The sequence below is a fragment of the Streptomyces specialis genome, from assembly GCF_001493375.1.
Taxonomy (GTDB): domain Bacteria; phylum Actinomycetota; class Actinomycetes; order Streptomycetales; family Streptomycetaceae; genus Streptomyces; species Streptomyces specialis.
This window is the reverse complement of the sequence record NZ_LN929769.1, coordinates 68,906-83,672: the sequence shown is the minus strand read 5'-3', so window position 1 is coordinate 83,672 and position 14,767 is coordinate 68,906. Positions and strand designations below refer to the sequence as shown.

Genomic DNA, 14,767 nt, shown 5'->3' with positions numbered 1-14,767 from the left:
ATTCCCGGATTCGGACACCGGACGTGAAGCAATCGCGCCCGGCGTGGACCGCGGCGGGTACGACAAGTTCACTCAGAGGGATTAATTGTGCCCACCCGGTTCGAGGGGCGGCGCGGTGACGGCGCAGTGGTGGGAGCACTGCGGGGCCGGGATCTCCTCCCGCGCCTCGGCCGGTGTCAGCGTGCGCGGAACCGTGCACCACGCGATCATCGCGCCCAGCGCCATCAGCCCCGCGCAGATCAGCACGGCCCTGCCGAACGCCGCGTCCACCGCGCCCGCCGAGCGGTACTCGTCCGTGGTCAGCCCGATCGCCAGCGGCAGCGCCGCCACGGCCACCAACTGGGCGACGCGCGCGGCGGCGTTGTTCACGCCGCTGGCCACGCCCGCCCGCCGGGTCGCCAGGGACGCCAGCACGGTCGCGGTCAGCGGCGCCACGAACAGGCTCATGCCGAGACCCTGCACGACGACGGCGGGGAAGACGGCCGCCCAGTAGGAGCCACCCGGGTGAACCCGGCGCAGGAGCAGCAGCCCGGCGGCGGCGACCAGCGGGCCCACCGTCATGGGCACGCGCGGCCCGATCCGCTGGGCCAGCTCGCCCGCCGGTCCGGAGAGCGCGATCAGCAGGACCGTGATGGGGAGCGTGGCGACGCCCGCGGTGAGCGCGTCGTAGCCGAGGCCGTTCTGCAACTGTGTCGGCAGCAGGAAGAACACGCCGCCGATCGCCGCGTAGAGGCACAGGGTCACCAGATTGGCCGCGGTGAACAGCCGCGACCGGAACACCTCCAGCGGCAGCATCGGCCGCGGCGTGCGCCGCTCCCACCCGACGAAGGCCACGGCCAGCACCGCCCCGCCCGCCAGCGCCCACAGCGCGGGCGCGTTGATCAGCGCGTACGTGACGCCGCCCAGCGCCAGGGCCGCCAGCGCCGCGCCCGTGATGTCGAACCGGCCGGTCGCCTGCCAGTCGCGGCTCTCCGGCACCTCGCGGGCGAGCAGCAGGATCGCCACGGCGAACGGCACGTTGAGGTAGAAGATCCAGCGCCAGCCGGGGCCGTCCACCAGCCAGCCGCCGAGGAACGGGCCGAGCGCCGTCGCCACACCGCCGAGCCCGGACCACAGGCCGACGGCCCTGGCCCGTTCCTCCTGCCGGAAGGAGGACTGGATGAGCGCCAGGGAGCCCGGGGTCAGCAGCGCGCCGCCCACGCCCTGGAGCGCGCGGGCGGCGATCAGGACCGGGGAGGTGGGCGCCACCCCGCACAGCACCGACGCCACGGTGAACCAGACGACGCCCCAGACGAAGACGCGCCGCCGCCCGAAGCGGTCCCCGAGGCCGCCGCCGAGCAGGATCAGCCCGGCGAGGGTCAGCATGTAGGCGTTGAGGGTCCACTGGAGGTCCGACAGCGGAACGTCGAGGTCGGCGCCGATGCGCGGCAGCGCGACGGTGATGACGGTGCCGTCCAGCATGGCCATGCCGGAGCCGAGGATGGCGCAGGCCAGCACCCGCCGCCCGGCGGGCGAGGCGGTGCGCAGGTGCCCGGAGTCGTCACCGTCGTCGGGGCGGGGGGCGTCGTCGAAGGGGCACGCGTCGTCGCGGGCCATGGGGATTCCTCACGGGCGGTGGGGGTGGTGCTGCCTGCCGGTCCCGGCCATGATCGCGCGCCCGGCCCGGACGCGCGGCATGTCCACACACGTCCGTGCTCGCCTGCTCTTCTCCCCCCGGTCGGTCACGGGACGCCGGAACGTCGCCAGGACCGGGCATCCTCGCGCCATGCGACGGCTGCCGCTGCGCCAAACCCTCTGCCTGCTCCCCCTCCTCGCCGTGGCCGTCTGGGCCGGCCAACACCACACACTGCTGACCTCGGGCACCCACCAGGTGCTCGCGGCGAACGGCTACTGGCTGCTCGCCGCGGTCGGCACGACCGTGCTGGGCTGGGTCGCCGTGTCCTTCGCCCGCCAGGGCACGGTTCACGAACGGCTCCCCGCCAAGCGCCTGTTCGTCACCCAGTTCGCCGCCGGGGCCGCCAACCACCTGCTGCCGTCCGGGATCGGCGCCAGCGCGGTGAACATCCGCTTCATGGCCCGCTGCGGCATCCCGCCCGCCCGCTACTCCGCCGCGCTCGCCCTGTACTTCCTCGCCGAGGGCGTCTCCCGCGTCGCGCTGCTGGCCGCGCTGCTCCTCGCGTTCCCGGAGGCGCTGCGGCTCCAGGCCCTGCTGCCCGAACGGATCGGGCTCGGGCTGATCGCCACGGTGGGCCTGGCCGCGGCCGTCGCGGCGGTCGTCGCCGTCTGCGCGATCGGCCCGCTGCGCCGCGCGGTCGGCGGCTTCCTGCGCACCGCGCTCACCGACATCCGCTCCCTGCACGCCCGCCCGCGCCGCGTACTGGCCCTGTGGGGCGGGTCGTTGACCTTCCCCGTGCTCCAGGCCGCCGGGCTGGTCGCCGTCGCCTGCTCCCTCGGCCTGTCCGTGCCCGTCGCGCACATCGTGCTCGCCTACATGGCGGCCTCGGTGGTCGCCGCGATGGTGCCCAGCCCCGGCGGCATCGGCTCGGTGGACGCCGCGCTCGTCCTGGCGCTCGTCGCCACCGGCGCCCCGGCCGCCACGGCGACCTCCACCGTCCTCGCCTACCGGCTGATCACCGTCTGGCTGCCCCTGCTTCCCGGCGCGCTGGTCCTCGGCGCGCTGGTCCGGCGCCGGGTGGTGTGACCGCCGGGGGCGCCCGGTGCCCGTTCCTCCCGCAGCAGTCCGGTCATGGTCTCGGCGGCGGAAACGGCCGCGTCGCCGCAGCAGTTGTTGAACAGGACGTGCACCTCCCCGGCGCCGGCCGCCAGATGCCGCACGCGCGGCACCCAGGCGGCGAGTTCGTCCGCGTCGTACCGGTGCCGGAACCGTTCCTCCTTGGTGCCCGTCCCCCATGCCGGGTTGCGCCCGTGGAACCGCACCACCGACACGTCGGGGCACGTGACTTCGGCGACCGGCGGCATCGAGGCGGGCAGCCCGTCCGCCGTGTCCACCGCGACCAGGGCCAGGCCCCGGGCCCGCAGGAACTCCAGGGTGGCCGCGAGGTGTCGGGGCGCGAACCAGTCCGGGTGGCGGAACTCGACGGTCACCCGCAGGTCTTCGGGCACCCGGCGGCGGCAGTCGTCCAGCCACGCCCGCGCCCGCTCCCCCGGCATGAACCACGGCGGGAACTGGAGGAGGACGGCGCCGAGCCGCCCCGCCGCCCGCAGCGGCGCTATCCCGTCGAGGAACGCCCGCCACACCTCCGTCCGTACCGCGTCCGGCACTTCGGCCGCGCGCAGCGACCGTTGCGGCGGACCGACCGGGCGCAGCCCCGGCGGCAGCGCCCCCGCACGCGTGGGATGGCCGGTCAGCAGCGAGAACGCCTTCACGTCGAACACGAAGCCGTCCGGGGTGCGTTCGACCCACAAGCCGCTGTTGCGCGCGCTGGGCAGCGCGTAATACGTGGCGTCGACCTCGACGACGGGGAAGCGTGAGGCGTAGTGCCGCAACCGCCCTTCGGCGGTACGGGTCCCCGGCGGGTACCACCCGCTGGCCAGCAGCGCCCGGTCCGTCCACGAACATGTGCCGATCAGGATGTCACCCATGGGGGCACGAGTGCCCCGGCCGGGCCGGGCCGAACGGCCCGCTCGCACACTTTCGGGGTAATCCGTGCGTGTAGACGCGAGTTGGGGGGACCGCGAGGGTATCGCCGCTATGACGTCAGGCGTCGTGGGGAGGTGCGCGGTGGCCGGTCCGCCATCCGTCCGGTGGCTGCGGGCCCACCTGGGGCGGCGCGGGACGTTCCTGCTCATCGTCGGCACGGGCCAACTGGTCTGGGGGCTCCAGTTCCTGCTCGACCCCGTGCCCAACGCCCAGGGCCTGTCCCTGCTGACGAGCACGGCGCCGCTGCACGCCTGGTGCTGGCTGTGGATGGTGGCGGGCGCGGCGGCCGTGGTCTCCTCGCTCGTCAAGGTCGGCCGCGACTGGGCCGGTTTCGCCGCCTCCCTCGCGCCGCCCATCGTGTGGCTGGGCGCCTACCTGACCGCCGCGCTCTCCGGGGACTACTCCCGGGGCCTCTGGGTCGCCGGGTACTACGGGACGATCCACGTCGGCGTACTGCTGTGGGCCAGCGCCACCCCGGAGTTCTCCGTCCCGCACCCACCGGCCCCACGCGACGGCGAGGAGAGATGAGCGAACTCTGGACGACGGTGGCCGCGGTCGGCGGCCCGGTGGGGGCGATCGCCGGCGGGTGGTACGCGGCCCGCGCCACGCGCGTGGCGGCCTCCATCACGGCCGAGGCCCAGCGCCAGGCGGCGGAAACAGCGGCCGGCCCCGAAGAACGCCTGGCCGACCTCGCGGTCATCCAGGCCAGCGTGACCCGACTCGACGCGGAGAACGCCCAGTTGAGACAGCGCCTCACCGGTATGGAGACCCTGGTCCGCGCCTTCGGCCGCTATGTCGCCCACCTCACGGCCCAGATGCGCGCCCACGGCCTCGACCCGGCCGAACCCCCCGACCGCGTCGAGGAGTACAACCGCACCGGGGTCTGAGCGGTACCGCGACGCCCCGGAGGGGACGCCGCACGACGCGTGCGCGTCCATGCGACGTCCGCCCCGGCCGTGCCGCTTCCCGGCGGGACCTCGGTGCCGCCTCAGTGCCGCCCGTGCGCGGTGTCCGAGGCCCCGCCGAAGAGCCGGGCGACCGCGCGGAAGGGCAGGGTGACGACAGTGGCGATCGCGCCACCGATCGCGCGGAGAATGTCTGCGATTGCTCTGAACATGGCAGACTCCTTAAGAATGGTCGGCATTCGTACCTTTCCGGGTTCCGCGTGCCACCGCCGTCAAACCCGCCTCACCCGATCGGCCCCTCACAGCCCGACGCCCGCGCTGTCCAGCGCCCGGCGGATCAGCGCCGGGTCGGCCCACAGATCGTCGAGCAGCGCCACCGGCTCACCCTGGTCCTGCAAACCGCTGGACAGCACCATGCGGTGCCGCCACCCGGCCAGGGACGCCAGCCCGTAGAACTCGGGGCGGACGGCGTCCGGATGCGCGATCTCCACGACGACCCCGCCCTCCGGCGCCCCGAGCAGATGCGCCAGCCCGGCCCCGTGCACCGCGACGATCACCTCGGCCGCCCCCATCGCGGCCTGCTGCTCCGCGAACGTCAGCTCCTCCAGCACGATCCGCTCGAAGCCGCAGGGCGCCAACTCGGCGGCGATCTCCTCCTCGTTGAGCAGCCTGCGCCACCGTGCCCCGCTCCGGCACACCAGCAGCCGCCGCGTCCGGGCCCCGAACGCGGCGACCGGCAGCATGGCCCGCAGACAACGCCGCGCCCACGGCGCGGTGTACGGCGCGAACCCCGTCCGGCTCGGCACCACGAGCCGCCGCGCCCACACCTGCCCGTGCTCGTTGAGCGAGATCACCCGCTCCGGCCCGATCCCGGCCGCCGCCAGCATCTCCCGCTGCCAGCCGTGCTGATGGGCGCTGACCAGCCAGTAGTCCACGGAAACGCCACTGTCGCGCACGAGTTGGACGCGCGGCAGCGTATCCGCCACGAAGTGACTGAAGTTGTGCGCCGCCGCCCGCGCCGCGACGACACCCACCACGGCGTCGACCTCCAGCCGGGGCATCTGCCCGGCCCCCCAGATCGGATGCTCCTCCAGCGACCGCCCGGCCACCCGCGTCAGATCCTCGACCAGACACCCGTCAGCGGTGACGACGGCCCCCTCGGTACCCCACACCGAGGCCCCGTCCAGCACCTGTCTCTATACACCGGCTCCCACCACCACACCCACCTCTCTCCGTCGGGCGCGACAGGATGTGTATAAGAGACCCACACACAACGGGCCCCACCTCACCCGCGACAACCCGCACGACACACTCCCGTCCCCGAACCATCCCGAAAGCCCAGCGTAACGGCCGCGCTACACATCGCGATAACGACGAGAAGGCGTGACGCGCCTCCCCCACCACCCAGCACGAGCGGTGTCTCAGCGGCGCTCATTCTGCTCAGAAATGCTATGCTCCTCACATGAGTCCTCAGCATGCCGTCCTCCTCGACAGCGCGACCCACGCGGACATCGCACTTCTCGCCCGCGCATGGGATGTATCGGAGGGCGAGGCGGTACGCCGCCTGATCAAGCACTTCCAGCGGTCCCCCGCAGCGGCCTCCCCTACCGCCGCTTCCGCTCCCGGAGAGGCCAGAACGGTCGCGGTCCACGCCATTTACAACGGGCACCGAGTGTCCGGGCTTTACGATCCGGCCACCGAGAGCCTGACGATCACCGCCGGGCCGGCCACCGGCCACTACAAGTCGCCCAGCGGAGCGGCGAGCGCCGTCCTCCAGGCCCTCAAGCCCCACGTGAAGCCCAACCGGAATGGCTGGAGCTTCTGGACGGTCGACGAGAGCGGAGAACTACTGCAAACCCTCCGCCACTCCTCAACTTGAGAATCCCGAGGATCTTGAGGTACGGTGCCCGGACACTTCATCCGTCCGACTCGTGCGGGACAGCAGCGCGGCATAGCGGAAGGGCAGGCAATGAACGGAGCGATCGCCCCGGGTCTCATCGCCGTGACGAGCCTGCCGGCGACACTCGCCGGCGCACCGTGCTGGGCCGTCCTCTGCGCCACTCTCGGCAGCCTCGTCATGCCGCTCGCGGAGTACGTCCGCGCTCTGCGCGGGGATCAGGACGGGCGGAGGCTGGATGCCCTGTTCATCGCTTCCGTGGAGGGCCTGGCCGAGCCGGAGCGGAGGACGCGCATGATCATTCAGTACCGGCAGGCGCGGGACACGACACCCCCGCGCGACCCCGCGGCGGATACACCGCAAGCAGCGTGTTGACCTCCGCCGCCAAGAGACAGGCCCGGATGCACGGAAGGCCCTTCCGCCTGGTACGGCGGAAGGGCCTCGTGGCCTGTGGTTCGCTGTGCCCCAGGCAGGATTCGAACCTGCGACACCCGCTTTAGGAGAGCGGTGCTCTATCCCCTGAGCTACTGAGGCGGGGCGTGTCTGGCTCAGTGTAGCGGGTGGTCTTCGGGCCGTTGCGGTGATGGGGGCGGGGATCAGGAGGGGGTCCGTGTCTTTTTGACATACGCCGCTGTCGCAGGATAGGCGGGAGGGGGTACACATGCAGCATCGCAGGTGCACCTGTCACCCTCGGGCGTATTCACACCAGTCATTCCGGTTAAGGCTTGCAGCTTCTGTTTTTTTTTCAAGCAGAAGACGGCATACGAGATTTCTGCCTGTCTCGTGGGCTCGGAGTGTGTATAAGAGACAGCTCCAGGGGTTCCTGGCGGAACTTGACCGAGATCTCGGTGCACAGGTCCTCGCCGCGGGTGAAGTCCACCGTCATGTCCAGGGTGGGGATCTTGACCGTGTGGGTGACGCGGGCGCGCAGGTGCATCTCCATGCGTTCCGCTTCCGCGTTCCACACCGCGCGGTGGTCGAAGGCGCCGGGGTCGAAGTCGGCGTCGAGTTCGCGGTTGAGGACGCGGAGCAGGTTCTTGTTGAAGGCGGCGGTCACGCCCTGGGCGTCGTCGTAGGCGCGGATCAGGGTCTTGGGGTCCTTGACCAGGTCGACGCCGAGCAGCAGCGCGTCGTCCTCGCGGGTCAGGGTGGCGCGGGTGCGGGCGAGGAACGCGGCGCGCTGGTCGGTGTCGAGGTTGCCGAGGGTGGAGCCGAGGAACGCGACCAGCCGCGGGCCGGCGTCGGGGAGTTGGAGGTCCGTGCCGAAGTCGGCGACCGTCGCCTCCACGCGCAGGTCGGGGTAGTCGCGGCACAGCGACTCGGCGGCGTTCTCCAGGGCGGTTTCGCTGACGTCGAGCGGCGCGTACAGCTTCAACGTGCCCCCGGCGGTGAGGGCGTCGATGAGCAGGCGGGTCTTCTCGGAGGAGCCGGAGCCGAGTTCGATCAGCGTGCGGGCGCCGGTGTGCCGGGCGATCTCCTCGGCGTGGGCGCGCAGCACCATCCGTTCGGCGCGGGCGGGGTAGTACTCGGGCAGGCGCGTGATGCGGTCGAACAGCACGCTGCCGTGGGCGTCGTAGAACCACTTGGGCGACAGCTTCTTGGGTTCGGCGGTCAGGCCCTCGGCCACGTCGGCGCGGAGGGTGCGGGCGAAGTGGTCGGCGGGGAGGCGGGTGTCGATGGCGGTGCGGTTCGGGATGGGGGCGCCTTTCCTGGGGGGTCGCTTCACAGAGGTTCGATCTCTGTCGTTCGTTCGGTGGCCAACAGCAGGGAGGGGTCGGGGACTTCCCGCCAGCCGTCGTCGTCGGAGGTGGGTGCGGTGGCGACGGTGATCGCGTCGTGCGCGGGGAGGTACCAGAGGGTGCCGTTGTGGCGGGTGGCGGCGATGGCGTGGCCGTCGGTGAGGAGGAGGTTGAGGCGGGCGGTGGGCCGGGCCCCGGCCGTCTGGCGGACCAGGTCGGCCAGCGCCTCGCCCGCCGGGGCGCCGTCGGTCAGGCGCCGGACGGCCATGATCCACAGGAGCGCGGTGTCGCAACGGGCCTCCGCGTCGAGGAGTTCGGCGGCGGACAGCGGCTCGCCCATGTCCTCGGGCAGCAACTCCCAGTCGTCCACGCGCCCGTTGTGGCTGAACAGCCAGTGGCCGAGGGTGTAGGGCGCGACGGCGGACTCCTCGTAGCTGTTGCCCGGGGTGGCGGAACGGACCGCCGCCAGGACCGCGCCGCTTCGGATGGTGGCGGCCAGGCCAGGCAGGTTGGCGTCGGCCCAGATCGGCAGGGAGCGACGGTAACGCACGGGCGGGGCGCCGTCGTTCGCGGGGTACCAGCCGATCCCGAAGCCGTCGGCGTTGACGGTCGGGGTCCACGCCTGCTCGTAGAGGCTGTGCGGCGTGCCGCTGATCAGCTCGGCGAGTGGGCGCGGTGGGCCGATGTACGCGAGGTGGCAGCACATCAGTCGTTGTCCTCCGCCGTCCGGCAGGTGCGGAAGCCGGCGAAGATCTGGCGGCGGATGGGGTGGTCCCAGTTGCGGAACGTGCCCCGGCAGGCGACCGGGTCGGTGGCGAACGAGCCGCCGCGCAGCACCTTGTAGGAGGGGCCGAAGAACACCTCGCTGTATTCCCGGTACGGATGGGCCATGAACCCCGGGTACGGCTGGAAGTCGCTGGCGGTCCACTCCCATACGTCGCCGAGGAGTTGGTGGACGCCGAGGGGTGACGCCCCGGCGGGGCAACTGCCGACGGGCGCGGGCTGGAGGTGGAAGCGGCCGAGGTTGGCGTGTTCGGGGCCGGGCGGGGTGTCGCCCCAGGAGTGGCGGCGGGATTCGCCGGTGGCCGGGTCGTGGCGGGCGGCCTTCTCCCACTCGGCCTCGGTCGGCAGCCGCCGCCCGGCCCAGCGGGCGTACGCGTCGGCCTCCAACCAGCACACGTGCAGCACCGGTTCGTCCGGCGGCCCCTCCTCGACGTGCCCGAACCGCCGTCGCAGCCACACCGATCCGCCGTCGCGGAACCAGAAGCGGGGTGCGGTGAGCCGGGCGCGCTCGCGGTGGAGCCGGCCGTCCGGTGTCCACCAGCGGGGGTCGTCGTAGCCGCCGTCCTCGATGAACTCCTGGTAGGCGGCGTTGGTGACCGGCACGGTGTCCAGCCAGAACGCGGGAACGTCCACCGTGTGCGCGGGCCGTTCGTTGTCCAGCGCCCAGGGGTCGGTCGAGGTGCCCATGGAGAACGGGCCGCCCGGTACGAGGACTTCACGCGGCAGCCGTGAGACGTCCACGGCGGCGGGCGGCGGTTCCGGGGCGTTCAGCACCGGTGGGCCCGAGCGCAGTTGGTGGGTGGCGAGCATCGTCTCGCCGTGCTGCTGCTCGTGCTGGGCGACCATGCCGAAGAGGAAGCCGTCGCCGGGTGGGATCGCCGCCAGCACGTCGAGTGCCTGGTCGCGGACGTCCGCGAGGTAACGCCGGGTCTGCGCCGGGTCCAGCAGTGGCAGCGCCGGGCGGTCGGCGCGCGGATGCCGGAACGCGTCGTAGAGCGGGTCGAGGTCGGGCCGCACGCCCGGGCGGCTGCCCGCGCGGCGGACCAGCCAGATGTCCTCCTGGTTGGCTATGTGCGCGAGGTCCCAGACCAGCGGTGACATCAACGGGGAGTGCTGGGCGGTCAGTTCGGCGTCGCTGAGGCAGTCGGCGAGGGCGAGCGTGCGGCGGCGGGCGGTGGACAGGGCTATGCGGGCCCGCTCACGGGGGCTGGGCGCGGTGATCACGTCGGGGACGAGGGTGTCCTCGGTCATCGCCTCACTCCTTGGTGGCCGTGGTGGAAGCGGTCGAGCAGGTCGTCGGCGGGACAACGGCCGCGCGCGGTGTACCGGTCGGCGAAGTCGCCGACCGCGCGCCGCAGTCCGGCGCAGGCCGGGTCCCGGGCGAGGGCGGTCTCGGCGGCGGCGAGGCACGCGCGGGCCGCCGCGGCCAGCGCGGGATCGGCGGGGCCCGCGCGGGCGGCGCGCAGCCACAGGTCGGGACGGGGGAACGGGCCGCGGGGCGCGGTCAGGGGTTCGGTCGCGTCGAACGCGGCGTCGGCGGCGGCCGGATCGTCCATGAGGGTGGCGGCGACGGCCAGCGGGACGGTCCAGCCATCGGCGCCGGGCTGGGCGTCGATCATGCGCAACTCCAGCCAGCCGTGCGGCCGTACGGGCGGGAACAGGGTGGTCAGGTGGTAGTCGAGGTCGGCGGGGAGCGGCGGGCGTTCGCGGGGCGGGTCCCCGGCCGCGTCGCGCAGCCAGGAGCGGAACGTCCAGCCGGGCGGCGCGGTCCAGGCGGCGGGCGCGGGACGGCGTACGCAGAGCAACGGCGCGTCGAGGGCGTAACGGGCCCAGGCGTAACGTGGGTCGTCGCCCTCGGGCGGCCGGGTGCGGGCGGGGTCGGCACGGGCCCACAGCGCCTGCCGCGTTGACGCCCAGCCGGTCGGACGGCCGCGCCACAGCGGAGAGTTGGCGAACGTCGCGGTGAGCACGGGCCCGAGGCGGTGGGCCAGCAGCCAGCGGTACCGGTGACCGCCGGGCCCGTCGCCGTCGGTGCCCGCGTCCAGGCAGACCTGGACGGACGCGGTGGCGCACATCACGGCCCGGCCGCAGGGTCCGTAACGGTCGAAGTGGGCCGCCATGGCGCGGTAGCGCGGCTGTTGGGCGAGGAGCGGCGGGGCGCGGTACGGATCGAGGCCGTACCCGGCGAGGGTGAGACCGGCGGTGGCGAGGGCGTCGGCGATGACGGCGAGGCCCGCGGCCGTGGCGGCCGCGCACCGGGCGAGGGAGGGCGCGGGGCGGCTGCTCAGCTCGATCTGGCCGCCGGGCTCGCGGGTGATCCGGCCGCCGCCGGGCAGCGGGCCGGGCCGGGCCGCCATCTCCAGCGCCGCGTCCACGGCCGCCGCCGGGACGGGCCGGGCGGGGGGCCCGCCGCCGTTCCCGGCGTGGTGGACGAGCCATTCCAGTTCGACGCCGGTGAGCGCGGGCGGGCCGGTGGTGAAACCGGCGCGCGCGACGTGCTCCTCCGCCGCCCGCTCGCCGGGCGTGCCGTCCCACTCGTCCGGCTTCCGGGCTATGACCGCGTTCACCGCCATCGCCGCCACCCCCCTCCTCACGGATCCCTGCCCCGGTACATCCGGGTCGCCCGGTTTGTCCGGGCCGATGGGTTCACCGTAAGGCGGTCGGTGGCGGCGCGCTCCGGCTATGCCGCCAGTCGGCGCACGGCCAGCCCGGCGTAGAGCGCGGCGCCGTCGGGCAGCACCGCCTCGTCGAACGCGGCCAGCGGGGAGTGGTTCGCGGGCGCGGTGTCGGGGTCGGCGCCGGGCGGGGTGGCGCCGAGGAAGAGCATCGCGCCGGGCACCGCGTCGATCACCCGGGAGAAGTCCTCCGAGCCGAGGATCGGGTTCTCCATGGGCGCGTACCGCTCCTCGCCGAGCAGCTCGCGCACCGCGTCGGCGGCGAACGCGGTCTCGGCGCCGTCGTTGACCGTGACGGGGTACTGGTCGACGAACTCGGCGTCCACGTCGAGCCCGTGGGCCGCCGCGATGCCCCGGCAGACCGCGACCGTGCCCTCGCGCAGCCGGGCGCGCGCCTCGGCGGTGAAGCTGCGGACGGTCGCGTGGAAGGTGGCGGTGTCCGGGATGATGTTCGACTGGGTTCCCGCGTGGAAGCTGCCGACGGTCAGGACGACCGGGTCGAAGACGTCGAACGAGCGCGACATCCACGTCTGGAGCGCGGTCACCATCTCGCACGCCGCCGGAATGGGGTCCTTGGCGCGGTGCGGGGCCGAGCCGTGGCCGCCCGCGCCCCGGACCGTCACCTCCAGCACGTTGGATGCGGCGAGCAGCGGCCCGCCGCGCGCCGTGAACAGGCCCGAGGGCCAGGTGTGCGACATCACGTGCAGGGCGTACGCGGCGACCGGGCGCTCCCCCGCCGCGTCGAGCACGCCCTCCGCGAGCATGTGCCCGGCGCCGTTCCACCCCTCCTCGCCGGGCTGGAACATGAACAGCACGTTCCCCGCCAACCGGTCGCGGTGCGCGGCGAGCAGCCGCGCGGCGCCGGCCAGCATCGCGGTGTGCAGGTCGTGGCCGCAGGCGTGCATCCGGTCGGCGGCGGCGGCGAACGGCAGGCCGGTGCGTTCGGCGACCGGCAGCGCGTCCATGTCGCCGCGCAGCAGCACGGTCGGGCCGGGGCTGGCGCCGCGCAGGACGGCGGTGACGGAGGTGAGGCCGCGGCCGGTGGTCAGCTCCAGCGGCAGCCCGTCGAGGGCGGCGAGGACGGCCTCCTGCGTGCGCGGCAGGTCGAGGCCCACCTCGGGAACGGCGTGGAGGCGCCGGCGCAGGAGCACGAGGTCGTCGGCGAGGGCGCGGGCGTCGTCGAGAAGGTTCATCGATGGAGTGATCCCTTCGCTCGGTGCGGGTCGCTCAGTACGGGCCCGGGTACCGGCCGTGGTGCCGGTCCGGGTCCGGGCGGGTGTCCGAGCCCCGCAGCGGGTCGGGGGCCGGATGGGTGTCGCGGATCACGGGCACGAGGATCGTGGCGTTGCCCTCCGGCTCGGTGGCGGCCTTGCCCGCGCTGTCGCTGACGCGGATCAGCAGCGCGACGAGCAGCCAGTTGGCGACGCTGGACGAGCCGCCCTGCGCGAGGAACGGCAGCGCCTTGCCGGTGAGCGGGATCAGCCCGGTCACGCCCCCGGCGACGATGAAGACCTGGATCGCGAGCACGATGGACAGCCCGGCGGCCAGCAGCTTCCCGAACGGGTCGGTGGCCGACAGGGCCGCGCTGAGGCCGCGCTGGATCAGCAGCACGTACAGCATGACCACGAGCGTCACCCCGGCCAGCCCCAGCTCCTCGCCGACGGTGGCGAGGATGAAGTCGCTGCGCCCGGCGAACCCGATCAGGTAGGAGTGGCCCTGGCCCAGGCCCGTTCCGGTGAGGTCGCCGGCGCCGAAGCTGAACAGCGCCTGCGCCGACTGGTCCGAGATGAGTCCCGGCGGGCGCTGGTCCTCGGGCAGGAAGATCGCCATCGGGTCGAGCCACGCCTGGACGCGGCCCTTGACGTGCGGCTGGGTGGAGGCGACGACGACGGTGCCGAGGGCCGCCATCAGGCCGCCGAGGACCACCCAGCTCGTGCGCTCGGTGGCGATGTAGAGCATGGCGATGAAGACGCAGAAGAAGAGGAGCGACGTGCCGAGGTCGCGTTCGTAGAACAGGACGACGAGGCTGACCGCCCACACCAGCAGCACCGGGCCCGCGTTCCGGCCCCGGGGCAGGGCCAGGCCGAGGACGCGGCGGCCGACGAGGGCGAGGGCGTCGCGGTTCGCCATCAGGTAGCTGGCGAAGAAGACGACGATCATGACCTTGACGAACTCGCCGGGCTGCACGGACAGCGGGCCGAGCGTGATCCACCGTTTGGCGCCGAACTGGTCGGCGCCGAAGAACGCCGGGGCCATCAGCAGCAGCATCGCCACCGCCATGCCGAGGTAGGTGTACCGCTGGAGCACGCGGTGGTGGCGGAGCACGAGGAGGGTGGCGACGAAGAGCCCGACACCGACGACGTTCCAGATCACCTGATCGGGGGCGGCGGGCGCGGACTGGTAGTCGTCCGGCGGATGGTGCTCGGCGTACGCGTAGTCCAGCCGGTCCAGCAGCACCAGGCCGATACCGGCGAGCAGCACGGTGACCGGCAGGATCAACGGGTCGGCGTGGCGGGCGAATCGGCGCACCGTGAGGTGGGCGGTCAGGGCGAGGGCGCCGAGGCCGGCGGTGTGGGCGAGGAGGCCGGAGGGGACCTCGTCGTACATGGCGAGCCCGGCGGCGGCGTGCCCGAACGCGGCGATGGCGACGGCGAAGACGATCAGGGCCAGCTCGGTGTTGCGGCGGTGCGCGATCCAGCGTCCGACCGCCGGCGGGAGCTGAGGACCGCCCTGCCTGCCCCTGATCACGTGTCCCGCCCCCTGTCCCGAACGCGCCGTCCGCGCTGCGGGCAACCCCGTCTTCTATACACACCTTACCCTGCCGCCCAAAGGGAATGAAGAGAACAGTGACGGCGACGCTACACTAAGTAGAAACAACCAAGCTTACGCCCGGAAGGGATCCGGGAGCCGCTTGTCGCGGGCCGCCCGGGGAAAGGGGCCGAATGGCGCGCGGGGGTCGGGGGTACCCGGAAGCAACTAACCGAGCGTCTTGTTCGTCTTCAGGGATGTGGGAGAGATGTGGAAGAGATGTCTCGCGTACGAGGCGCGCGACGCCGCCGTCCCGGACGCAACGGTGCAGGGTACTGCATCGCCGGGAAAAAGATGAG

General features: G+C 73.2%; 14 protein-coding genes and 1 tRNA gene. 5 read left to right on the top strand and 10 right to left on the bottom strand.

Features of this window, described 5'->3' with window-relative positions:
• Positions 1-81: 81 nt before the first annotated feature.
• A complete protein-coding gene (locus tag BN2279_RS05615; RefSeq protein WP_079031873.1) occupies positions 82-1,596 on the bottom strand; it encodes an MFS transporter in 1,515 nt (504 codons plus the stop codon).
• Positions 1,597-1,765: 169 nt separating this feature from the next.
• Between BN2279_RS05615 and BN2279_RS05610 the strand changes: the two genes are divergently transcribed.
• A complete protein-coding gene (locus BN2279_RS05610; protein WP_059007047.1) occupies positions 1,766-2,701 on the top strand; it encodes a lysylphosphatidylglycerol synthase transmembrane domain-containing protein in 936 nt (311 codons plus the stop codon).
• Here BN2279_RS05610 and BN2279_RS05605 read toward each other — a convergent pair.
• Positions 2,620-3,603 (bottom strand): DUF72 domain-containing protein, encoded by a 984-nt coding sequence (locus BN2279_RS05605; RefSeq protein ID WP_079031872.1) that lies wholly within the window; start codon positions 3,601-3,603, stop codon positions 2,620-2,622. The genes BN2279_RS05610 and BN2279_RS05605 overlap by 82 nt on opposite strands.
• Before the next feature lie 139 nt (positions 3,604-3,742).
• On the opposite strand from BN2279_RS05605, the gene BN2279_RS05600 reads away from it, so the two are divergent.
• Positions 3,743-4,189 carry a hypothetical protein gene (locus tag BN2279_RS05600; RefSeq protein ID WP_234347485.1) on the top strand — a complete coding sequence of 149 codons (447 nt, stop codon included), beginning with the start codon at positions 3,743-3,745 and terminating at the stop codon, positions 4,187-4,189.
• The gene (locus BN2279_RS05595; protein ID WP_059007043.1) at positions 4,186-4,548 is read left to right on the top strand and encodes a hypothetical protein; all 363 of its coding nucleotides are present in this window, start codon (positions 4,186-4,188) and stop codon (positions 4,546-4,548) included. Before BN2279_RS05600 ends, BN2279_RS05595 begins: the two co-directional genes overlap by 4 nt.
• 101 nt (positions 4,549-4,649) lie before the next feature.
• On the opposite strand, the gene BN2279_RS30930 is transcribed toward BN2279_RS05595, so the two are convergent.
• Both BN2279_RS30930 and BN2279_RS05590 read right to left on the bottom strand, forming a co-directional pair.
• Positions 4,650-4,778: an LPFR motif small protein gene (locus BN2279_RS30930; protein WP_267887112.1), complete on the bottom strand. Its 129-nt coding sequence runs from the start codon at positions 4,776-4,778 to the stop codon at positions 4,650-4,652.
• An 87-nt stretch (positions 4,779-4,865) separates the two neighbouring features.
• On the bottom strand, positions 4,866-5,756 hold the full coding sequence (locus BN2279_RS05590) for a glycosyltransferase family 61 protein (protein ID WP_059007041.1): 891 nt from the start codon (positions 5,754-5,756) through the stop codon (positions 4,866-4,868).
• A 272-nt stretch (positions 5,757-6,028) separates the two neighbouring features.
• Here BN2279_RS05590 and BN2279_RS05585 point away from each other — a divergent pair, with 272 nt between their 5' ends.
• Both BN2279_RS05585 and BN2279_RS05580 read left to right on the top strand, forming a co-directional pair.
• The gene (locus tag BN2279_RS05585) at positions 6,029-6,445 is read left to right on the top strand and encodes a hypothetical protein (protein ID WP_059007039.1); all 417 of its coding nucleotides are present in this window, start codon (positions 6,029-6,031) and stop codon (positions 6,443-6,445) included.
• A gap of 90 nt (positions 6,446-6,535) precedes the next feature.
• Positions 6,536-6,838: a hypothetical protein gene (locus BN2279_RS05580; RefSeq protein WP_059007037.1), complete on the top strand. Its 303-nt coding sequence runs from the start codon at positions 6,536-6,538 to the stop codon at positions 6,836-6,838.
• 86 nt (positions 6,839-6,924) lie between these two features.
• On the opposite strand, the gene BN2279_RS05575 is transcribed toward BN2279_RS05580, so the two are convergent.
• The 6 genes from BN2279_RS05575 to BN2279_RS05545 form a co-directional block, all read right to left on the bottom strand.
• Positions 6,925-6,997, bottom strand: a tRNA-Arg gene (locus BN2279_RS05575).
• Positions 6,998-8,185: 1,188 nt separating this feature from the next.
• Positions 8,186-8,908, bottom strand: a complete 723-nt coding sequence (gene egtC / locus BN2279_RS05565; RefSeq protein ID WP_059007033.1) for an ergothioneine biosynthesis protein EgtC — start codon at positions 8,906-8,908, stop codon at positions 8,186-8,188.
• Positions 8,908-10,236 (bottom strand): ergothioneine biosynthesis protein EgtB, encoded by a 1,329-nt coding sequence (egtB, locus tag BN2279_RS05560; protein WP_059007031.1) that lies wholly within the window; start codon positions 10,234-10,236, stop codon positions 8,908-8,910. Before egtB ends, egtC begins: the two co-directional genes overlap by 1 nt.
• Positions 10,233-11,558: an ergothioneine biosynthesis glutamate--cysteine ligase EgtA gene (gene egtA, locus BN2279_RS05555; RefSeq protein WP_059007299.1), complete on the bottom strand. Its 1,326-nt coding sequence runs from the start codon at positions 11,556-11,558 to the stop codon at positions 10,233-10,235. Before egtA ends, egtB begins: the two co-directional genes overlap by 4 nt.
• Before the next feature lie 107 nt (positions 11,559-11,665).
• On the bottom strand, positions 11,666-12,853 hold the full coding sequence (locus BN2279_RS05550) for a M20 metallopeptidase family protein (protein ID WP_059007029.1): 1,188 nt from the start codon (positions 12,851-12,853) through the stop codon (positions 11,666-11,668).
• A 34-nt stretch (positions 12,854-12,887) separates the two neighbouring features.
• Complete coding sequence (locus BN2279_RS05545) at positions 12,888-14,405, bottom strand: FtsW/RodA/SpoVE family cell cycle protein (RefSeq protein WP_059007297.1); 1,518 nt, start codon at positions 14,403-14,405, stop codon at positions 12,888-12,890.
• Between the last annotated feature and the right edge of the window lie 362 nt (positions 14,406-14,767).